Source organism: Thermococcus argininiproducens, assembly GCF_023746595.1.
Classification (GTDB): Archaea; Methanobacteriota_B; Thermococci; order Thermococcales; family Thermococcaceae; genus Thermococcus_A; species Thermococcus_A argininiproducens.
Genome location: NZ_CP080572.1, coordinates 208,942 through 228,757 on the forward strand (window position 1 = coordinate 208,942; position 19,816 = coordinate 228,757).

The window sequence follows — 19,816 nt, forward strand, 5'->3', positions numbered from 1 at the left end:
GCTCCTATTTATCCGTTTATAAATCTATCGAAACGCTCAAACTTTGTTATACCTAGCAAAGAAGAGATAAAAGATTAGGGTGGCAGTAACGTAAAGAGTTGCTGTTGTATAGAAAGGATAACTTAGAGAGAGGGAGAAAAGAATGCCTCCAATGTAGTTCCCCAATCCCCTCATAAATGTTGAAAATGCCCGTCTAATACCTGCAGCTGTTGCTTTTTCTTCTGTTGTGAAGAAACCCATCATAAAAGCATCATTTATTGGCCAGACTATATTCATTAGAATTGATCTTATGATATAGATAGCAGCAGCGAGCAAGAAAAGACCTATCGATGGGAAAACCCCAAATAGGAGGGCTGCAATGCTTTGAAAAACTGCAATTGTTTTTACCGGCCCAATTCTGTCCACAAGTTTTGGGAGAACAAAGGAACCAAAACCCATAACAAGTTGCTGAGCAAAGAAGACTCCACTTATAACGGCTAATGTTTGCCCAAAACGAAGATTAAAATAGAGACTCATATAAGGAATTGTTATCCCTGCACCCAAACCAATCATAGCCGAAGGGAGTGAGAATTTGAGAATTTTTACTACAAGTTCTTTTCTCCAATTTATATGCGGATTTTTTACTGGAACATCACTAATTATTATAAGAACTGGAATTACAAGAGCAAATTGAAGCAATGCCAGAGCTATAACAAGCCTATATGCGAGTTCCGAGGTTATGCCAAAAGTTTCTATAAGAAAATTAGGAGCAAAGCCTGCAATAAGAACTCCCACAGCATTCAAGATTGTCCCAATGCCAAAACTTATTGAAAATGCATGGTGTCTAAGTTTTTCTCCTACCTCTTCACTTAATAAAGCATAGAAATTAGGTTGCCTTATCCCCATATTAGCACCAACCAAGAAAAACCCTAATGCAAGAACGTAGAAATTAATAGCCAAAACTTGAAGTACTCTTCCTAAAAGACCCAGAAATGCTCCAAGGATCAGAGTCTTCTTATATCCCAATTTTAGAGAGACTTGACCAGCAAACAAAAAGAAGACCCCACCAACAAAAGTCTGAATTGAGAAGAAGATTCCCATCTGATCCATCCCATATCCCAAAGCGCTGAGATAAAATGGCATTATGAAAATCGAGAATTGAAGAAACAACTGGCCTGCTGCATTAGCAGCTATTAGGAGCTTTGCGTCTCTGTTGTACCCTCCAAGCATGGTTGAATTATAAATCGTAGCGTTTATAAATTTATCGAAATGGGATTCGGAAGATTTAAATACTCTCTTAAAATGCTTTTAATGGTTAAAATCAGTTGATAAATACCCCCATAGAGGTCCAATCAGAGGGGCTAAAATAAGTCCTCAAGTCTTTTATTTCCTTCACTATTTCTAAAGCAGCAGTAATTCTTGTAAAATCTTAAAAACAGTTAATAAAACCGTTATGAAAAATACTACTTTGAGCTTCTTTGGGCCAATTTTTATTGCAGTTTTAGCACCAACCCATGACCCTATAATGATGGGAAAAGATAGCAGAATACCAAAGGAATAGTTAACACTGTCTTGGGAAGCATAATTCAAAAACGCAATGAAATTATTGACGAAAATGATAATCTTAGCGACAGCATTTGCCTCTAGCATATCCAGAGAGAAAAATAAGTGAATTGCAGAAATTAGTATAAGGGTAGATGCTATTCCCAAGACCCCAATATAAAACCCAATTGTTAATCCCACTACTGCCTGCCACAGATTGCCCTTAAGTCTCGGACCTTTCTCTTCTTCTCTACTTAAGGTAAAATACGCACCAATCAAGAGGAATCCTGCTACAACGATCTTAGCAGGTTCCTCTGGGATAGCAAGCAAAAAGAAACTTCCTAAATAAGAGCCCAAAATGGAAGAGAATGTCAATATGTAAACAGACCTCATATTTTTTAATACTCCATTCTTGAGGTAAATTATCGAAGAAACAAGAGTTAAGATAGCTATCGCCATTTTTAATGTCCCCACAGCCATTTTAATAGGCACTTCTAAAAGAGTAAGAATAAATAGCGTGATTAAACTCCCACCGCTCATCAAAGATCCCACAAAGCCTCCAAAAAGTGCAAGCAATAAGAATACTATTTCCTTCATTCAAACTCGCCATTGTCTTTATTTTGCTAGGAGGATAAAAAGATTTATATGAGTACCACTAATTCACATAAAGCGATGATGAATGAATCCAATGCTGAAAGGATGATTGACCCCAAATAGCTGAGCGTGAGAATTTGGAGCATGTATGGTGAAGTGAATGATAATAATAACTGGAAACAAGTATGAAAACATTCTAAGAGAGAAAAACTCTGAAAAAATACTCTTTCCCGAATACGGAAAAAATAGAGACACTCTCCAAGCCTTTGTTGCAAGTCTTAAAGGAGATGAAATAATAGTAACCGCAAGCTTGGAACTTATTGACCTCATTCTAAGAAGGTTTAGAGGAGAAGAACACATTCTAATACACTCCAACAGTGAAAAGGCCCTCAACTTTAAAATAGCTTACCAATTGAGAAAATACCTAGACTTCGACTTGAGAGGAGGGGAAATAAAAGAAAATGAACGAGTAAGTATTCTCTTGTGTGAGGGTAAAACTGATTCAAAATTCTTCAAAGCAAGCTACAAAAAGATTTTTGGATTCCGAGAAAGTCGAAAAGTCCCAGAAAACCTTAAGTTTATTGAAAAACTCTTTGAACGAGATAACTATGAACTTATTAAGAAAGAAAACAGTTATCTAGGAATCATCCCAAGTGAAGGCAACGCTGGCGTAATCAGAAATTTAGGAAACTTTCTCAGAGCAATGGATGTTTTCAATTTCCATGTGGAAAAAATAGGGGTAGCAATAGATATAGACGAAAGTGAAAAAGCAGTGCTGGAATCAATAAAAGGGAAACTTTCTACTTTTGGTTATGAAGCCACTCAAGAAGGCTTTAAAGTTGAGAAAACATTAATAATCCCCCTCTTAATCGGGGCAAAAATAGACCTTGGGCCATGTGTGGAGTGGCAAAAACCTGCTGTTGAAGATTTTATGTTAGCGATTCTTGAAGAGGACCAGACTTTCAAAAAACTGGAAAGAGCAATTAATATACTATGCATAGACTTAAAACGAAAATTAAAGCCAAAGGAAGTTATTTATCTTACAATGGCTGCAAAAAAGTTCTGGGGAAATCTCGAAGGATTCTACGAGATGAGCATAATGAGAACTCCTAGGTGGAAAGTTGAAAAAGTGTTAAAGAAGAGTGGGCTTTATGAAAATATGAAGGCCTTATTGCCTTCGCCAACTGTTCTTTTTGAGCAAAACGTTTAAAAGTTTTTGTGATTAAATGTGAGTGTATGGTAGTAAAGGAGAAACTCTACACGGTCAAACAGGCGAGCGAAATACTCGGAGTTCATCCCAAAACAATCCAGAAATGGGATAGAGAAGGGAAAATCAAAGTCATCAGAACGCCCGGTGGGCGGAGAAGAATACCAGAGAGCGAGATAAAACGACTCCTCGGAATAAAAACCCAAGAAGGCCTCATCATCGGCTATGCAAGAGTCTCCAGCCACACACAAAAGGACGATTTAGAACGACAAATTAAGACGATAGAGGAGTATGCAAGAGAAAGAGGGTGGCAAATCCAAGTCCTCAAAGACATTGGCTCAGGATTGAACGAGAACAGGAAAAACTACCGCAAACTCCTCGAATTAGTCGCCAAAGGAGAAGTCTCCAAAATCATCATCCCTTACCCCGACAGGCTCACCCGTTTTGGGTTTAAAACACTTGAATTCTTCCTCCAGCAATACGGTGCAGAAGTAATCACGATTCACGAGAAGGATAAAACACCAAGAGAAGAACTCATTGAGGATTTAATAACCATAATCAGCCACTTTGCTGGAAAACTCTACGGAATGCGTTCACACAAGTACAAAAAACTCAAGGAAGGCGTGAAAAAACTAATCGAGGAGGTTGAGGGTTGAAAGTCGTCCTCACATACAAGATGACGCACGAGTGGAACGTTCAGGAACTCCTCACCGAGTACCAAAAACTCCTTCAGCGGGCGATTGACGAGATTTGGGCGAACACAACTTGGAAGGAAAAGAAAGTCAAACACTGCTACTCTATAGGAAAGAGAAGATACAAGTATTACGAAACAACTCGCTTAATCCCTTACTTCCCAAATACAAAAGAGTTCAAGAAGAAATTAAGGGACGAACTTCTCAAGAACTGGTCTTTCGCCAAACACTATGCTGATTCGGCGATAAAAGCAGCCTACTCAATCCTTGAGAGCTGGAGGCAGAATTATCTCAAGGGAAGGAGGAAGAGAAGGAAACCAGTAGTTAAGAGGAAGTTCGTGCGAGTTAAAACTACCCTGATGAGAGTTGAAGGTTCAAAAATCAGAATAACGGTTAGACCAAGGGAAGAATACCTCAAACTCGATTATTCTGGCGAGTGGTTCTATGAGAGGATTAAGGACTGGAAAGTTGGAGAGTTGATAATAAGGGAGAATGACGTTTACCTTACCTTTTCAAAGGAAGTGGAGTTTAACGGGCGGGTTAAAATCGGGATTGATAGTAACCTGATGAGTCTCGACGTTTACCACCCTGAACGTGGCTGGATTAAGGTGGACTTGAGCGAACTCCACAAGATTGCGGAAACCTACGATGGGATTATTGATAAACTCAAGAGTATTCAACGGAAGGCTCCGAAGAGGATTGGAATACTCTTAAAGAAATACTACACCCGCAGGAGGAACCGGATTGAGGATTTTCTCAACAAGCTGACAGTCCAATTATCGAGAGAGTTTCCCGATGCGCTTTTCGTCTTCGAGGATTTGAACAAGTTTAAAATGTTCAACGGGAATGGCAGGAAGTTCAACCGAAAGTTATCCCGCTCGACTTGGAGTAAAATCGCTCAAAAACTCTCTTACCGTGTTCCAATCGAGTTTGTGAATCCTGCTAACACTTCCTCCACCTGCCCGACGTGTGGGAGTAAGTTAGAGTCCCGAAACGGGCTGGTGGTTTGCAGGTGTGGTTTTAAATCAGATAGGCAGTTTCTCGGAGCGTTCAATGTTTTTGTGCGGGACTTGGGGTCGCCCTAAGCGGGGGTGAGGTCGATGATTTACTCTCCAATGAACTCGGAGGGGAGTTGAGGCTGATGAAGCCCAAGTCCATCGTGAGGGTGGATTTAAGGGGGAGGACGTTCACTCACGTTCCCCCCTAAAAACTCACGACGGACAGACCCCATCTTTCTAGGAGATAGTCCTTTTCTCTTAGGAAGATTTCTGCTCTCTTCAATACAAGCTTTTCTGCTTCTTCCGTTGTCATGTCTTTGGTTTTCTTAACGAAATCTGCAGTTTTAGCAAAATACAGTGGCATTAAAGGCTCCACATTTTGTAGAATGCCATTTTTATAGGCTATTGCTCCATCAAAAAGAACATGGCTCCAGAGAATATCATCGAAATCAAAGGTCTCTAATGCCTTTTTAACCTCTTTAAATGTTTCCTCTGAAAGGGCCTTCTTTAGAATTTCCTCATTCTCCACGAAAAGTTCCCTTGATTTCTTTTCTAGAAGTTCAAGTGTAACGTTAACATGTTCTGGCTCTACAATCTCCATTTTACCAAAAACTGGGACCTCCTTTAGCTCTTTTACGTTTTTCCACTTCTCTTCATACTTCTGCATCAACATGAAAAGTGTCCCAACAACTTGATTAAACATTGGGCCTAGAGAGGCTGCCGGATCTTTAGGATCATGTATCTTAACACCCAAGGCAGTTTGGATTATTCTAAATCCCTCTGCTATTGCGGTAGTTGTTAAGAATATATCCACTCCAAATTTTGCCACATCCCTCTTCCAGACTTCTTCATCTTTGAGATAAACATCGATAATCTCCGCACTGATTCCAAAGTCTCCTCCTATTGGTTGCCTAACGTTATAACCATAGAGAGATGCTGTCATTGGGTAAGCTATATTGTTTGTGATTGTCCCATCGTACTTATGCCTTAGATAAAGGGGAGCAACAAAATGATAGCCCTCCTCCAGAGGTTTAGCAAATTTATAAATCCACTCTGGAGTAATACTTCTTAAATCACTATCTACAAATACTATAGCATCTGCTCCCTCATCCTTTGCTATTTCAAGTACTTCCTTCATCGCACTACCTTTTCCGGGAATTGGCCACTTATAAATAGTACTTCTTACCTCTACTCCCTCAGGAACCCTAGTCTTCATAACAACTTCTCTGGTTCCATCAGTACTGCCACCATCCGAATTGACAATCAAACCCCCACCAAAGTACTTTTTTAACCCTTCCGCGGCCTGTTTAACTACATACTGGATCGTGTCGGCGTTGTTATAACTTGGGATTCCTACGATGACCTTCATATTTCATCACCAAAATACAACCATTTACAGTGGTTTAAAATGAAAAATGCTTAAATATCTTTTGGTATGTAATGGATATGAGGGGTCCCCCATGGGAAAGTTAAAAGTCGGGATAATAGGATGTGGGAACATTTTTAATTTGGCCCACAAAAATGCATTAAAAAATCTAAAAGAGATAAAAGTAACCGCATGCATGGATATCAAAGAGAAAAAAGCCAAAGAGGCTGCAAAAGAGTTTAACACAAAGTTTTATACTAATCTAGATGAGTTTCTTGATCTGAATTTGGATGTAGTTGAAATATTGACCCCAACTTATACACATGCAGAATTGGCTATAAAGGCCTTAAAAAGCGGAAAACATGTTATAGTTGAAAAGCCAATTGCTCTCACAAGTAAACAGGCAAAAAAGATGATTAAAACTGCTGAAAAAGAAGACCTACACCTTTTAGTTGGACACACAAGACGTTTCGACAAACGGTGGATACAAATAAAAGAAGTCATTAAAAAAAGGAACGTTCTTCCAATGCAAATAAGGAAAGCAGAGGTTCAGAGATTACCTTTTCCTGAGACTGCATGGTACTGGAAACCCAACAAAGGTGGAGGGGTGGCAATAGATTTAGGGGTTCATGTTACAGATTTCCTCCGCTGGTATTTTGAAAGTGAACCCATTAAGATTCTTGGAATTGGAAAAGCCATAAGAAAAGAAGCTAAAATAAACAATACATATGATCACTTTCTGATGATGATACAATTCGAAGGGAATAAGACCGGACTGGCAGAAGTAAGCTGGGCATATTCTTATCCAGCTCGATATGGAGTTTTCTACCATCATCTAGACGTATTAGGAAAAAACGGAAGGATAAGATATACTCCTTTAGACACTCCTGTAGTAGGGGTTGTAAAAAGTCACTTTGAAATGCCACGATTCTCACCATTACTCTCAGCTTTTCCAGAGGCATTTGAAACAGAATTAAGGCATTTCTTTAGAGTAATAATAGGCCAAGAAGAACCCGTGATAACAGCAAATGATGCGTTAATAGCACTTCAAATGGCAGAAACTGCAATAGAATCTGCAAAAAAAGGAGACTCTTTAGAGTTTAAGGGGGTGGTAGAATGATAAATATCGGGATAATTAGTTATGCTCACCCCCACGCATTAAGATATGGCACTACATTTGCCTCTAATCCCAAGTCAAGACTTTATGCAATTTCTGGAGATGGTTCGAACAGTGATGTAGCAAAAGCCGAATCAGAGAAGCTCAAGGCAAAGTTCTACTCAAATCATGAACAACTCCTAAGAGATAAGAAAGTTGACGCAGTTTATATAGCAATTGAGACCTACAGGCACAAAGAAATTGCCATAAAGGCTGCAGAAGAAGGCAAACACATACTTCTTGAAAAACCCATTGCTTTGACCTTGAAAGATGCCGATGATATCATTAAAGCAACGAAGAAAGCGGATGTAAAGCTAATGGTACCTTTTAACCCGAGATTTACAATTCCCCTTAGAAAAGCCAAAAACATGATAGAGGCAGGGGAAATCGGTGATCTTGAATACATATATGCAATTTCAGAATACGTTAAACCACCAACATTCTTAGAGGGACTTGATATGAGCTGGTTCCTAGATGTAAATAAAGCTGGTGGCGGTGGCTTTATGGACACTGCACCCCATGGGATAGACTCCCTGTTATGGCTCACAAGAAGTGAGCCAAAAAGAGTATATGCCGAGATAGGTTCAAAAATATATGGTTTCCCTGTGGACGATATAGGTACTGTAGTCCTAGAATTCAAGAATGGAGTTATTTCGGTCCTCAACGCTGGGTGGGGTAACCCCAGAGGGTATTCTTATGGCTTGGAAATTAAATATTATATCTTAGGAAAGGAAGGATTTCTAGATATTAGAACCGCCTATCCAGATTTTACAGTCTACCAAGACAGAGCAGAGAAAATTTATTGGGAAAGAGCAGATGTTAACACCATCGTGGATTCCTTTTTGGAATCTATAATAAAGGATAAGGAGCCCCCCATAACGGGAGAAATGGCCAAGAAAAACTTAGAAATAGTTTTAGCAGCATATGAATCATCAAGAACCGGCAAAACAATTAAATTATAACTTCTCTATTCAAACTTTTTTAGATGCAACTACAAAAAGTGGTTTATATCATAAGATTTATATATTTTGAGTTAGCAACAATATGGTGAACACTTCAGAGGTGATAGGCCATGAGCCGAAAGATGAGTTTTGGAGGAGTTTTAATTTTAGTTCTTTTGGGAGCAATAGTAAGTGGATGCATTGGGGGAGAAAAGACCACTACACCAACAACTACTGAGCAAGTTACATTAACTTGGCTTTCAACACAACTGAACCCCCCAGAAGAGAGAGCTTTTGTGCAAGAGCAGTTGCTCACAGAATTTAAAGATCAAACTGGAATTGAGGTAAACTTTATACCCATAAGTTATTCCGATATGGCCACAAGACTTGAGGCTGAAGAACAGACTGGAGAAGTCACAATTAATCTTATCGCTGATCTCCACGGTGGACTCGACTTCTTTGCATCAAAAGGTTGGCTTGAAGACCTAAGTGGAAAAACTCTCGAAGGAAGAACCTTCATAAGCACCTTTGAGAAATATGCAACAATTGGAGGAAAGAAGGTTTACATACCATGGATGAGCGCTACCTATGTTATGGTTGTTAATAAAAAGGCTTTTGAATACCTCCCAGACGGCCTTACCCAGGAAGATGTAATGAAAGGAACCGAGAAATGGACATATGATGCTCTTCTTGAATGGGCTAAGAACCTAAAAGAAGCCACTGGACAACCACAACTTGGCTTCCCTGCTGGGCCAAAGGGGCTCTTACACAGATTCCTTCATGGATATATCTATCCAAGCTTTACTGGATACCAAGCAAAGAACTTTGACAGTCCAGAGGCTGTGGAAATGTGGAAGTATCTCAGAGATCTTTGGCAATACGTTAATCCAGCAAGCACCACATGGGATGCCATGGGTGAACCACTCCTTAGAGGAGAAGTTTTAATTGCATGGGACCACACTGCAAGAATTAAGAACGCAATCGAGACTAATCCAGACCAATTTGTAGTGGTTCCAGTTCCAAGGGGACCAAAAGGAAGAGGATTTATCCTTGTAGTCGCTGGATTAGCAATTCCAAAAGGTGCTCCAAACGCTGATGAAGCTTGGAAGCTTATTGATTATCTCACAAAACCAGAAACCCAGGTGAAGATCCTCGAGAACGTTGGATTCTTCCCAACAGTTCAAGAAGCCACTGGGGCGATCCCATCAGGACCCCTTAAGATTCTCGCAGAGGGTGTTGCAGCACAATCAGCCACACCCGATGCCGTTGTGGCTATGATACCTAACCTCGGTGAAAAGGGAGGACAGTTCACAAACGCCTATAGAACCGCCTTTGAGAGGATCGTACTTAAAGGCGAAGATCCAGAAGCGGTCGTGAAGGAACTTGGTCCACAAGTCCGCAAGCTCTTCGAAGAAATGGGACAAGAAATACCATGAGGGAGGTGCCATGAAGATAAAATCATCCTACCTTCCTTATTTTTTAGTTTTACCGGCATTTGCATACCTATTGTTTTTTGTAGGGTATCCTCTTGTTCAAGCTTTGTATATTGCATTTACCCAAAACGGACAACTTTCTCTTGCAACTGTTAGAAAAACTTTTGCCGATCCCTACTTCTGGGAGGCCCTAAAATATACTATTGCTCTTGCGGGTGTGATTGTCCCAAGCCAAGTTGGATTGGCCTTAATTTTAGCTTTAGGTGTTAATAGAGTGTTTAAAGGTAAGGATTTTACAATCTACGCTCTTACAATCCCTCTTACTATAAGTGATGTTGCTGCCGGTTTGATATGGTATTCTATGCTCTCTCCAAGCGGATTTTTAAACAAACTTCTTCTAAATATTGGCATTATCAACAACCCAATATATTTTTTCGGTTATCAATACAGACATATGGAGTTTCTGGCTATTGTTTTAGCTGAACTCTGGAGAGCAACTTCAATAGTCTTTGTTATAATCCTTGCCGGACTTCAAATGATAAGTCGAGAGTACCTAGAAGCAGCAGAAGTATTTGGAGCAGACTATTGGACACGGCTAAAGAAGATAGTAATACCCCTCCTAAAACCAAGCATTCAAAGTGCTTTAATAATCAGAACACTTTTTGCAATGCAGATTTTTGGTATTGTATGGATACTTGCAGGAAGGGATATCCCCATACTGGCTGGAGAGGGATTTTATAGGCTAACAGAGCTCAAAGAGTATGATGTAGCATCAATCTATGCCCTAGTAATTGCCGGGCTGTCAATTCTCCTTGGAGCACTATATATTAAGTTCATGAAAGCTGAATACTTGGAGGTGAAAAGATGAACGAGGAAACCAAATTTATGCTCAAAAGGATAACATTTTATACATTTATTTTCACGGTAGTGGCATGGATAATTATTCCAATAATAATCTCGACTCTCTACGGATTTTCCATTAAGGAAGATTACTACAATCCTGAAAAGATACTCCCAACAACCTTCACAGTTAAATACGTTAAAACCCTCCTCATAACACTAGGGGCTCTGGAGGGCATAAAAAATAGCGTTATTGTGGCAGTTATGACGATCGCTATAAGCTTTATCCTTGGGATTCCCGCTGGATATGCAGTTGCAAAGTTCATCTTCCCAGGAAAAGATACAATAAAACTCTCAATAGTAGCTCTAAGGATGTTCCCAATTCCTGTAATGGCAATCCCTCTGGTGATTTTATACATACGGCTTAACCTTATCGATACACTATTTGGAGTAGCCTTAGCTCATACAGCAATGGCACTCCCATTTGTAGTATTGATAACCTCAAGCATCTTTGCTGGAGTGTCAAAAGAACTTGAAGAGGCCGCTATGGTGTTTGGACTAACAAGACTGGGCTCATTTTTCAAGATTACTTTACCCTTAGCTTTACCAGGACTGGCTGCTGCAGCAATGTTTACCTTTGTTATGTCTTGGAATGAAGTATTCGTAGCTTCAATCTTAACACTCTCCCAGAGAACTCTCCCCGCACAGATATTATCCATAATGGCTGGAGCAAGCGGAGGAGCAGCACCAGATTATTATAAGTTCGCAGCTGCATTCATCATGATACTCCCAGCTATCACATTCATATTCTTTGCAAGAAAGTACTTGGTCACCATGTGGGGTATAACACTCAAATGAGGTGTGAAAGATGGTGGAAGTTAGGCTTGAAAATCTCAAGAAATATTTTGATAATGGGAAAGTTAAAGCAGTTGATGGTATTGACCTAACTATAAAGGATGGAGAATTCCTTGTACTCCTTGGCCCAAGTGGATGTGGAAAAACTACGACACTTAGAATGATAGCTGGTCTGGAAATCCCAACTGGTGGCAAAATCTGGTTTGGAGACAAGGATGTGACTTATTTCTCCCCCAAAGACAGAAACATCTCTATGGTTTTTCAGAGTTATGCAGTATGGCCCCATATGACAGTTTATGACAACATAGCATTCCCATTAAAAATCAAGAAATATCCCAAAGCAGAGATAGATAAGAAAGTAAAATGGGTTGCAGAACTGCTTCAAATAGAAACTCTTCTCGATAGGTACCCAGCCCAGCTTAGTGGTGGACAGAGACAGAGAGTAGCTGTTGCCAGGGCAATAGTAGTTGAACCAGCCGTTTTACTAATGGATGAGCCCCTCTCAAATTTAGATGCAAAGCTTAGAGTTGCTATGAGAGCTGAAATTAAAAAACTCCAAACAAAACTCAAGGTAACAACAATATACGTCACTCATGACCAGGTAGAGGCAATGACAATGGGAGACAGGATAGCAGTAATGAATCAGGGCAAGATTTTACAAGTAGGACCTCCAACAGAAGTTTATCTGAAACCAAATTCAGTATTTGTGGGCACTTTTATAGGAGCCCCAGAAATGAATCTACTTGAAGTAAGTATTAAGGAAAAAGATAGAAACCTCGTCCTTGAAGGAGAAGGGTTTGAAATACCTCTTTCTGAGGACTTTAGAGAACTTCTTAAAGATTATATAGACAAAACCGTTCTCTTTGGGATAAGGCCCGAGCACATGACAGTTGAAGGTGTTTCAACCCTTGAACATGTTAAAAAGATCACTACAATAGAAGGTCTTGTAGACTTTGTTGAGGCATTAGGAACTGACACCATAGTTCACGCCAACATAGGAGAAGGGAATCTCATAAAAGTAAAACTTCCTGGCCATATACCATTAGAGATTGGTAGCAAAGTTAAAATAGTAATTGATTTAGAAAACATTCATGTGTTTGATAAAAATACTGAAAAAGCCATAATTTGAGGGACGTTAAGATGGAGGAAGGCGAGCTCAAAGCGCTATTAAAGGAGCTGGGACTTAACAAATACGAGGTAAATGCTTACATTACTCTAATCAAACAAGGGCCTCTCACGGCAGGTGAGCTCGCCTCCCTCTCCAAAGTCCCTCAACCTCGAATATACGATATTGTGAGAAGTCTTATGAGTAAAGGATTCGTCGCAATTACAAGCGAACGCCCGAAAAAAGTGGTCCCCATTGATCCAGAAGAAGTTCTCGGAGCTATGGAGCAAAACTACCTAAAAAAAGTAGAGATGGCAAAAAAAGAGCTTAAAGCAATGTATACCCCCTATGAAAGCCATAGAGAAGTTGTCGTTGTAAAAAACAAAACGACATTAGAAAATTATATAAAAGAAGCAATAACAAATACAAAATATCATCTTTCCCTAGCTATCCCCAGTTTGTTAGTGAAAAAAATAGCCACCATGCTAAAGACAAAAAGTAAAGAAGCCACAATCGATCTTTTTGTTTATGGCACAGGTCAAATCCCCAAAGTAGCTGATAAAATAAGAAGCAGAGAAGTCGAAGATCCAATAATTGTGATACAAGATAAGAACCTTGGTATTTACGCTCCCCCAGAAGCCTTCAAATCAAAAGTGCAGACTATAAAGGGATATGCCCTAATAATACGAGACAAAAATCTCCTTTTTATGTTAGACAGGTATTTTTACCATGCCCTTTGGCCCACTGGAAATCCAATTTACAAAAAACGGGGAAAAGTAAAATTCCCAAAAAGTTACATACATATTCGTTCCGTCGTAGAGGACATAAGGGAATATAATCTCCTCGGTAGGGAAATCAAGATAGTAGGAAAATTTGTAAAAAGTAGAAAACCAGTTGAACTAACTGGAAGAATAGTAGATTTCTTTGAAAGCGAAGGAAAAGTTATCTCAAATATTACTATTGAAACAGAAAATGGGGAAAGGTATGTAATTGGAGGATGGAACGCCTCCCTTGAGGATATCGAAGCAGATTTAATGATCCTTAAAGGCTAAATTATTAACGAAACTAAGTCTCTTACTGCTCTTTCTGGATCTTTAGCCTTTGTGACACCACTAGCTAGAAGAACCCCGACTGTTCCAAGTTCCAAAGCTTTCTTTACATCTTCTCCTGTTGAAATTCCTGCTCCAGTTAGAACCTTAACACTGGGATTAACTTTTTTCACAAGCTCCACAGTGTCAGTGATAACTTCAGGCTTAGCTTTACTTACTGGAATCCCAGTTCCTATAAGTTCAGGAGGCTCTACTGCAACATAATGGGGATCTAAAGCTGCAACTGCTGCAGAAACCTTTGGATTATTGCTACACACCATTGTGAGAAGACCAACTTCTTCAGCTCTCCTTATTGCTGCTTCAAGATCGGCTAAGATCATCCTATTCTCCGAATGGTTCAATAGAGTTCCAACAGCCCCAGCTTCTTTAATGGATTCCGGTAAAACATGCCCAGTGTGACTACCTGGTTTCACAGGATCTATATGTTGGGCAAAAACAGGAATTTCAACCTCTTGAGCAATCCTATATAGATCAGCCAATTGGGGGGCAACTACGATTGTTATTCCAGTTTCTTTATAAACTTTCTCAGCTGCCTTAGCTATTTTTAATGCCCTTTCGCCCGTGGCCTCAATATAAGTCTTAAAATTTATGGCAATAATTGGTTCCTTCAACATCTACAACCACCTCTTAAATTCTAAATCAGATAATTAAAAAATCAAACCACCCAATCAACACTTAAGAGTCTGCTGTATTCTCTAAGAACTCTTCTTAGGTACTCTTTTGCCGTTGCGACTTTCTCTTTCTTGAAGCGTTCGGCCCATCTTTCGTTTCCAAACTCCTCTGCACCCTTTGCAATCAAGTCTATAACCCTCATTGAATCCCAGAAAACTGGTTCATATCCAGCCTTCTTTGCAAAGTTTATGAGCTTTCGTATCATTTTCTTAGCATGCTCCTCCATTTCGACATTTTTTCCGTAAGCTTCCATAAAAAGGGCTTTTAATACTGGCTTTGCCCAACCACGGTGGAATCTACACCAGCCTATATTGTCATACCAGTATTCATAAAGAGCACTTGCCACAATTTTATTTGCCAGTTCCTCTGGTTCAAGGAAAACTCCAAATTGATAAAACGTCCAGTATCTACCTTGAATTGGCAGTGGTATATAGTTTCCTATGGCCCAGTACATGGTTGGCACAATTTCTCCATTAGATCCAAGTGGAGTATAAACCCCATAATCCTTAAAGCTCTCTCCATAGCCAAGTCGGTCTTTGAATCTTTCATCAAACACTTCGCCGGCTCTTCTTATTCCTTCTCCAATTATCTTTGCCACCTCTGTCTCAGCAAAAGCCACTCTATGAGCCAGCTCTGCTACAAGCTTTGCGTTCTTTTCACTAGCTTCAACTGGTTTTAGCAGTAAGGATTCTTTGTCAAAATCTGGCTTATCACTCAATCCAACCTCTTCAGGCTGTAACAAGCCTTTGTAAACAAGCTCTAAGACCCAAGCCGCAGTACCTCCAAAGCTTATAGCATCAAATCCCATAGCATCAACCGCGTGAACACTTATATCACTTGCATAAATAGCTATGCTTCCGCTTAGTGGACCATTAGCCTCATAAGGCTCATATTCTACATGATGGCCTTTTCTAAACTTCTTACATACTACAGGACATGGTTCTCCACAATTGGTCCAGTTTTTAGTTTCAATGGCTTCTTTGTTAAAGGGTTCCCAATAGTACTTCATAATATTCTCATGTATCTTAATACGGTCCTCTTTTGGAATATACGGCATCTGCCAGTTTAAAACGGGGACAAAATCCCCCTCTGCTGGATAGTTTCCTCCAAAAGTCCCACCAGTCTTAAGTTTTGGATTATACTTGTACTTGACTGTTTTCTCCGATATAACTTCATTCATGGGTTTTTTATGTACGCCCTCAACTATTTGTTTTGTGACTTTTATACTTCCTATATCTTCCTTTGGAAATTTTTTCTTAGCTTTTCCTCCAAACATTATAGCAGCTACATTATGCGCCCTCATTAAAACACTGCCTGTACCTCCTCTAGCTGCCCAATCATCACTACCTACGACTCTTTCCCCTTTTCTGAGAGTTTGAGAGAACACAGCCCCCATATTGCTATTTAGAGAAGCAGGTCCAACACAGGCGATTCTATATTCCATCCCATTAAACTTATCCGCAAAATTATCAATCAAATATTGAGTGAATGCATAAACCCCTTCTTCCTCTTTGTAACCTCTCCAAATTTCAATGAGTTTCTCAAGTTCTATTTCATGAAACTCAACTCCCAACCTTTCCCCATCATTGGTAAGGAGTATTACTGTAGGCTTTTCTCCCTTTCCTTCAATAACTACAAAATCAACTCCTACTTTTTGGAACTGATAAGCAGCTCCACCCATTGTAGATGGAAATAAACCCCCATAGAGAGGTGATTTATAAACGAAAACTAGTCTATGAGTCCCAGGAAGAATAGATCCAGCGAATGGGCCCTTTCCAAAGACCATGACATTATTAGGGTCGTATGGATCATCGAATTTATAAGTTCTATAAACCTCATCATGAAGATATAGTGCGTAATCAATGATACCATAAACATCTTCTCGCTCGAACTTTTCAATTTCTACATTTTTTCCGTCTAGGTTGATCTTAAGGACTGAAAATTCCATGCTAACCCCCCTCCATACCACTCTGAGTGTTATGTAAAAGGGCAAATTATTTAAGATTTTTGGGTACAGAAATGTGACTTTTTCTCAAGCTTCGTCCTTTAGGCTGAAAAGACTACAAACTACTTACTCAAAAAAGAAGATTTCTTAAAAAAGGAAGAAAGAATTTCACACTGGCTCAAATCTATCCCTAAGCTTTTCTAGAACACTGGGTAAGGTTGTGTATTCCATATCCTCTAGTGGGAGACGGTGTGGTTCAAATGGTCCATGCCTTCTTAAGTAATCAGCAACTTCTAAAGCCTTGTTCCTTGCATGTTCAAAGGCCACGTCTTCAAATAGGTCAACAGGACCTATTAACTTACCATCTTTGTTGATCTGCCATCCTAAAGCTACAACTCTTGGAGGCCCATCAAATCTTGATGGGGTTGCATACTTAAGGGGAACAGGCATTATTGGACCGTTGTGACTTCCTCTCATCCAGCCACTCACGAGATGTGGGAATGCAAACGGCTCCAAAACTTCTCCAAGAGCTGGTAGGCCACTTTGGGCTCTAACTATTGCCACTGGATCATCTTTTCCTACGTATTCTCCCGCAATTTCATAAAGCTTCTCAGTGCTTATAACTGCAACCGGCTCATCTTCTGGAAGTTTGTGACCTTTCTTTGGATAAACACGCTTTATAACGTATCTTGATTTCGCACCAATTAATGCTAAGATATCATACAGCTCCTCAGGTGAATTGAGTATAACTTTTTTATGTTCTTTGATATCCCAAACCTCAAACCTAAAGCCCATGTGCATGTTAGGATCAATAACAAGGCCTGCTGTGTTGAAAGGATCCCCAAACATCCTGAAGATTGGTAAATTAAATGCTCCAGGTTCAGTTTTGTCCATATGGAATGTGACTATCGGTTCGCTCTTTCTTAGGGTGATTTCCATCTCAGCCACTCCAGGACCCATTCCTCTGATGTTCCCACTAAATGCGTCCTTAAGTAGATCCTGCCCAGCACCATAAAGGCCAAGTTCTTTAGCTATCTCTGTAGCTTCTTTAAAGATGTGCCAAGCCAAGCTATGAATTTTCTCACTATCTACTCCATGGTTATGTGTCATAATAAGCTGAAGATCGTCTCCACAATAAGTTGCATAGAAATCGAGTATTATGCCTTCTTCTTTTGCCTGTTTTAAAAGTTCGTTAGCCTTCTCTATAAGGTCTGGATGAACCTTGCAATGGCCTGGCCATCCTCCAATGTCTGCTTTTATCACACTAATGGTTATTTTTTCACCAATCGCCATATCTCATCACCAATAATACGTTCATTTTCGAGCTTATAAAATTTTACTACTGTAAAATATATCACTCCGAATGATACCACTTTAACTAAAAATAAAAGGATTCAACAGATATCAGTCCACCCAAATTCCTCTTTTACCACCTTTATCAGTTCTTTCAGTTCATCTTTCTTTATGTTCACACTACTAACTGCTCCAACTACTGCTATTATACCATGAACCTCTTCTTGTACTTGAATAACCTCATCACCTATCTTTGTCACCTTAAGCTCTCTTCTGGCAATTTCCTCTTCTGTAATTTTAAATTTATCCTCCCCAATCTTTATATGTTTAACCTCTGGCATTGACGTCCCTCAAAATAACTACGTTCTCTAATTTGATAAACTTTATCCCAAAATTAGATATAAAAAGAGCAATCAAAAAACAAAATTGTAAAGCGCAAAGAGGATTTGAAGTACAAGCAAGGTCACTGCTGTGATAGCCAAGAATTTGTGCTGGTTTCTAGTTATTTTCTTTGCAAAGAAAAGCCTCCCACTTAATGCTGTAAAAAGAACATAAAAGTAAACAAAAAAGCCTACTTTCCCATGGATCGAAGGAAATCCTCTCACGTTGTATACCATGTAAGCAATGCCTACAGTTAGGAGAGCAACTCCCATGTAAATAAATCGATGATGCGTTTGTAGTCTATGCATTCTAGCATAATAAATGGCTAGTATAAAACTAAGCAATGCAGATATCTGGACTATCGCATGCAACTGAAATGGCTCCATACCTATCCCTCTCAATCAAGGATTAATTCACCGTACCCTCTTGCTATGTTGTGCCTAGTTGTGAACTCATCAACATCGGCAAGTGCAAAGATAAATTTAACCTTTTGTCCCGGAGTGAGGACTTTATCATACTCATCATTGGTATTGAGCTTTCGTTTAAACTCAATTACTGTGTATCCATTTTCTTCTCTTCCCCCGAACTCTAAAATATCATTACTTCCACCTAATTGTTCATCTGGGGGATGAGGCCCAGTAGTACCTGTAGAATAGGCATCAATTAGTTTCACTTCTCCATTTTCGACCCACCCAAAAACCATGTCAGCATCTTTCATTTTATCTGTTGGCTCAAATCCTATAGCAACCCACCCAAGGGTTTGTCCCTTTAGGGCTACATAAAGAAATTCTTCATCATTCCTCCAGTATACCACTAATTTCCCGCCCGCAAGGGAAACATTATGCGCATATTCTTTTTCTCCAATAACTCCATCTGCCTTCCACTCTTCAAGTTCCGTAGGAGATCTGCTTGAGGTTTCAGAAGACGTGGAAGTTGTTTCATACCCTCCAGTGCATCCGCTGACAAAAACTACAAAAATCAACCAAACGGTCAATACAACAAACTTTTTCATCCAAATCCCTCCATGCTATAGAGCATGTCTTACCTAAAAGATAAAAAAGTAAGGATTCACCTAAATAATATCAAAAGTTGAAGTTTATATCCTTCATAAGCTGATCGTAGAGCTCTTCCTTATATACATCAGGATACTGCATGAGATACTCATACTGCTTTTTGATAATGTTAAAGTGGTGCTTCTCCATATCTGCTAGCATGTTCAAAATGACTCTCGTTCTTTCATTCGCAGCATACTCAGCAAGCTGGGTGTAAAGCTTCTCACTCACCAATTCAGCCTGCATGGCTATTTCATAAACTTCATCAAGATTTATTTCTGGTTTTTCAATCGCTTCGGCCATTTTCTCAGCAATAACCTTAAACTCGCCCATAACTTCAATTTCAATCTTCTTTGGTCTCCCTCCACTTTCCTTAAACTTTTCAGCCATTTTTTCTACTATCTGCCTATGTTTATCTTCCTCCTTTGCCAAAAAAAGAAGTTCATCTTTTATTATGTCACTCTTTACAAGAGATGCCATTTTCTCATACGCTTCCTTCGCTTTTATTTCTGCATTTATAGCAATCTCAAAAACTTCTTTATCCGTTATCTCCATATAATACCACCATATATATTTTGTCTTCAGGGTTATTAATATTTTCGAAATAAATTGGGTATTTTGAAAGCTCTAATCGAATAAAACTTTGCAATTTGATC

The 19,816-nt window shown here is 39.4% G+C and carries 20 protein-coding genes; 10 read left to right on the plus strand and 10 right to left on the minus strand.

All coding sequences use genetic code 11. The features are described 5' to 3' along the window. Window positions 1-36: 36 nt before the first annotated feature. Window positions 37-1,209, minus strand: coding sequence for an MFS transporter (locus K1720_RS01070; protein WP_251949391.1), 1,173 nt, complete (start codon window positions 1,207-1,209; stop codon window positions 37-39). Between the two features lie 171 nt (window positions 1,210-1,380). After that, window positions 1,381-2,118 carry a sulfite exporter TauE/SafE family protein gene (locus tag K1720_RS01075; protein WP_251949392.1) on the minus strand — a complete coding sequence of 246 codons (738 nt, stop codon included), beginning with the start codon at window positions 2,116-2,118 and terminating at the stop codon, window positions 1,381-1,383. Window positions 2,119-2,275: 157 nt separating this feature from the next. On the opposite strand from K1720_RS01075, the gene K1720_RS01080 reads away from it, so the two are divergent. From K1720_RS01080 to K1720_RS01090, 3 genes are read left to right on the plus strand one after another with little or no spacing between them, the layout of a single operon-like run. Next, a complete protein-coding gene (locus K1720_RS01080) occupies window positions 2,276-3,325 on the plus strand; it encodes a DUF3226 domain-containing protein (RefSeq protein WP_251949393.1) in 1,050 nt (349 codons plus the stop codon). 26 nt (window positions 3,326-3,351) lie between these two features. Then, window positions 3,352-3,978, plus strand: coding sequence for an IS607 family transposase (locus tag K1720_RS01085; RefSeq protein WP_251949394.1), 627 nt, complete (start codon window positions 3,352-3,354; stop codon window positions 3,976-3,978). After that, window positions 3,975-5,099, plus strand: a complete 1,125-nt coding sequence (locus K1720_RS01090; RefSeq protein WP_251949395.1) for a transposase — start codon at window positions 3,975-3,977, stop codon at window positions 5,097-5,099. Before K1720_RS01085 ends, K1720_RS01090 begins: the two co-directional genes overlap by 4 nt. Window positions 5,100-5,217: 118 nt before the next feature. Here the strand turns inward: K1720_RS01090 and K1720_RS01095 are convergent, their stop codons facing one another. Next, window positions 5,218-6,381 carry a glycosyltransferase gene (locus tag K1720_RS01095; RefSeq protein WP_251949396.1) on the minus strand — a complete coding sequence of 388 codons (1,164 nt, stop codon included), beginning with the start codon at window positions 6,379-6,381 and terminating at the stop codon, window positions 5,218-5,220. A gap of 91 nt (window positions 6,382-6,472) precedes the next feature. Between K1720_RS01095 and K1720_RS01100 the strand changes: the two genes are divergently transcribed. The 7 genes from K1720_RS01100 to K1720_RS01130 all read left to right on the plus strand — a co-directional run bounded on the left by K1720_RS01100 (window position 6,473) and on the right by K1720_RS01130 (window position 13,760). Further along, complete coding sequence (locus tag K1720_RS01100) at window positions 6,473-7,498, plus strand: Gfo/Idh/MocA family protein (RefSeq protein ID WP_251949397.1); 1,026 nt, start codon at window positions 6,473-6,475, stop codon at window positions 7,496-7,498. After that, the gene (locus tag K1720_RS01105; protein WP_251949398.1) at window positions 7,495-8,496 is read left to right on the plus strand and encodes a Gfo/Idh/MocA family protein; all 1,002 of its coding nucleotides are present in this window, start codon (window positions 7,495-7,497) and stop codon (window positions 8,494-8,496) included. The genes K1720_RS01100 and K1720_RS01105 overlap by 4 nt, the downstream gene beginning before the upstream one ends. Before the next feature lie 110 nt (window positions 8,497-8,606). After that, complete coding sequence (locus K1720_RS01110) at window positions 8,607-9,911, plus strand: ABC transporter substrate-binding protein (RefSeq protein WP_251949399.1); 1,305 nt, start codon at window positions 8,607-8,609, stop codon at window positions 9,909-9,911. 10 nt (window positions 9,912-9,921) lie between these two features. Further along, entirely contained in the window at window positions 9,922-10,776 is an 855-nt protein-coding gene (locus K1720_RS01115) for a carbohydrate ABC transporter permease (protein ID WP_251949400.1), read from the plus strand. Beyond that, entirely contained in the window at window positions 10,773-11,606 is an 834-nt protein-coding gene (locus K1720_RS01120; protein WP_251949401.1) for a carbohydrate ABC transporter permease, read from the plus strand. The genes K1720_RS01115 and K1720_RS01120 overlap by 4 nt, the downstream gene beginning before the upstream one ends. 10 nt (window positions 11,607-11,616) lie before the next feature. Continuing rightward, a complete protein-coding gene (locus K1720_RS01125; RefSeq protein WP_251949402.1) occupies window positions 11,617-12,732 on the plus strand; it encodes an ABC transporter ATP-binding protein in 1,116 nt (371 codons plus the stop codon). Window positions 12,733-12,743: 11 nt separating this feature from the next. Next, a complete protein-coding gene (locus K1720_RS01130) occupies window positions 12,744-13,760 on the plus strand; it encodes a TrmB family transcriptional regulator (RefSeq protein ID WP_251949403.1) in 1,017 nt (338 codons plus the stop codon). Here K1720_RS01130 and tpiA read toward each other — a convergent pair. The 7 genes from tpiA to K1720_RS01165 form a co-directional block, all read right to left on the minus strand. Beyond that, on the minus strand, window positions 13,757-14,431 hold the full coding sequence (gene tpiA / locus K1720_RS01135) for a triose-phosphate isomerase (protein WP_251949404.1): 675 nt from the start codon (window positions 14,429-14,431) through the stop codon (window positions 13,757-13,759). The genes K1720_RS01130 and tpiA overlap by 4 nt on opposite strands. A 41-nt stretch (window positions 14,432-14,472) precedes the next feature. Continuing rightward, window positions 14,473-16,437, minus strand: coding sequence for a glyceraldehyde-3-phosphate:ferredoxin oxidoreductase (gene gor / locus K1720_RS01140; protein WP_251949405.1), 1,965 nt, complete (start codon window positions 16,435-16,437; stop codon window positions 14,473-14,475). A 165-nt stretch (window positions 16,438-16,602) separates the two neighbouring features. Continuing rightward, window positions 16,603-17,727 carry a fructose-1,6-bisphosphate aldolase/phosphatase gene (gene fbp, locus K1720_RS01145; protein WP_251949406.1) on the minus strand — a complete coding sequence of 375 codons (1,125 nt, stop codon included), beginning with the start codon at window positions 17,725-17,727 and terminating at the stop codon, window positions 16,603-16,605. Window positions 17,728-17,828: 101 nt separating this feature from the next. Continuing rightward, window positions 17,829-18,068: a hypothetical protein gene (locus K1720_RS01150; protein WP_251949407.1), complete on the minus strand. Its 240-nt coding sequence runs from the start codon at window positions 18,066-18,068 to the stop codon at window positions 17,829-17,831. A gap of 72 nt (window positions 18,069-18,140) precedes the next feature. Continuing rightward, window positions 18,141-18,494 carry a hypothetical protein gene (locus K1720_RS01155; RefSeq protein WP_251949408.1) on the minus strand — a complete coding sequence of 118 codons (354 nt, stop codon included), beginning with the start codon at window positions 18,492-18,494 and terminating at the stop codon, window positions 18,141-18,143. An 11-nt stretch (window positions 18,495-18,505) separates the two neighbouring features. Further along, complete coding sequence (locus K1720_RS01160; protein WP_251949409.1) at window positions 18,506-19,120, minus strand: DOMON domain-containing protein; 615 nt, start codon at window positions 19,118-19,120, stop codon at window positions 18,506-18,508. 70 nt (window positions 19,121-19,190) lie between these two features. Beyond that, the gene (locus tag K1720_RS01165) at window positions 19,191-19,715 is read right to left on the minus strand and encodes a ferritin-like domain-containing protein (protein WP_251949410.1); all 525 of its coding nucleotides are present in this window, start codon (window positions 19,713-19,715) and stop codon (window positions 19,191-19,193) included. Between the last annotated feature and the right edge of the window lie 101 nt (window positions 19,716-19,816).

What these genes read in the sequence shown, in the direction of transcription:
- K1720_RS01125 (WP_251949402.1), top strand. Translation starts at nt 11,617, where the DNA reads ATGGTGGAAGTTAGGCTTGAAAATCTCAAGAAATATTTTGATAATGGG.
- K1720_RS01070 (WP_251949391.1), bottom strand. Translation starts at nt 1,209, where the DNA reads ATGCTTGGAGGGTACAACAGAGACGCAAAGCTCCTAATAGCTGCTAAT.
- K1720_RS01085 (WP_251949394.1), top strand. Translation starts at nt 3,352, where the DNA reads ATGGTAGTAAAGGAGAAACTCTACACGGTCAAACAGGCGAGCGAAATA.
- K1720_RS01155 (WP_251949408.1), bottom strand. Translation starts at nt 18,494, where the DNA reads ATGGAGCCATTTCAGTTGCATGCGATAGTCCAGATATCTGCATTGCTT.
- K1720_RS01105 (WP_251949398.1), top strand. Translation starts at nt 7,495, where the DNA reads ATGATAAATATCGGGATAATTAGTTATGCTCACCCCCACGCATTAAGA.
- K1720_RS01095 (WP_251949396.1), bottom strand. Translation starts at nt 6,381, where the DNA reads ATGAAGGTCATCGTAGGAATCCCAAGTTATAACAACGCCGACACGATC.
- K1720_RS01110 (WP_251949399.1), top strand. Translation starts at nt 8,607, where the DNA reads ATGAGCCGAAAGATGAGTTTTGGAGGAGTTTTAATTTTAGTTCTTTTG.
- fbp (WP_251949406.1), bottom strand. Translation starts at nt 17,727, where the DNA reads ATGGCGATTGGTGAAAAAATAACCATTAGTGTGATAAAAGCAGACATT.
- K1720_RS01075 (WP_251949392.1), bottom strand. Translation starts at nt 2,118, where the DNA reads ATGAAGGAAATAGTATTCTTATTGCTTGCACTTTTTGGAGGCTTTGTG.
- K1720_RS01165 (WP_251949410.1), bottom strand. Translation starts at nt 19,715, where the DNA reads ATGGAGATAACGGATAAAGAAGTTTTTGAGATTGCTATAAATGCAGAA.
- K1720_RS01115 (WP_251949400.1), top strand. Translation starts at nt 9,922, where the DNA reads ATGAAGATAAAATCATCCTACCTTCCTTATTTTTTAGTTTTACCGGCA.
- tpiA (WP_251949404.1), bottom strand. Translation starts at nt 14,431, where the DNA reads ATGTTGAAGGAACCAATTATTGCCATAAATTTTAAGACTTATATTGAG.
- K1720_RS01150 (WP_251949407.1), bottom strand. Translation starts at nt 18,068, where the DNA reads ATGCCAGAGGTTAAACATATAAAGATTGGGGAGGATAAATTTAAAATT.
- K1720_RS01120 (WP_251949401.1), top strand. Translation starts at nt 10,773, where the DNA reads ATGAACGAGGAAACCAAATTTATGCTCAAAAGGATAACATTTTATACA.
- K1720_RS01160 (WP_251949409.1), bottom strand. Translation starts at nt 19,120, where the DNA reads ATGAAAAAGTTTGTTGTATTGACCGTTTGGTTGATTTTTGTAGTTTTT.
- gor (WP_251949405.1), bottom strand. Translation starts at nt 16,437, where the DNA reads ATGGAATTTTCAGTCCTTAAGATCAACCTAGACGGAAAAAATGTAGAA.
- K1720_RS01100 (WP_251949397.1), top strand. Translation starts at nt 6,473, where the DNA reads ATGGGAAAGTTAAAAGTCGGGATAATAGGATGTGGGAACATTTTTAAT.
- K1720_RS01080 (WP_251949393.1), top strand. Translation starts at nt 2,276, where the DNA reads ATGATAATAATAACTGGAAACAAGTATGAAAACATTCTAAGAGAGAAA.
- K1720_RS01130 (WP_251949403.1), top strand. Translation starts at nt 12,744, where the DNA reads ATGGAGGAAGGCGAGCTCAAAGCGCTATTAAAGGAGCTGGGACTTAAC.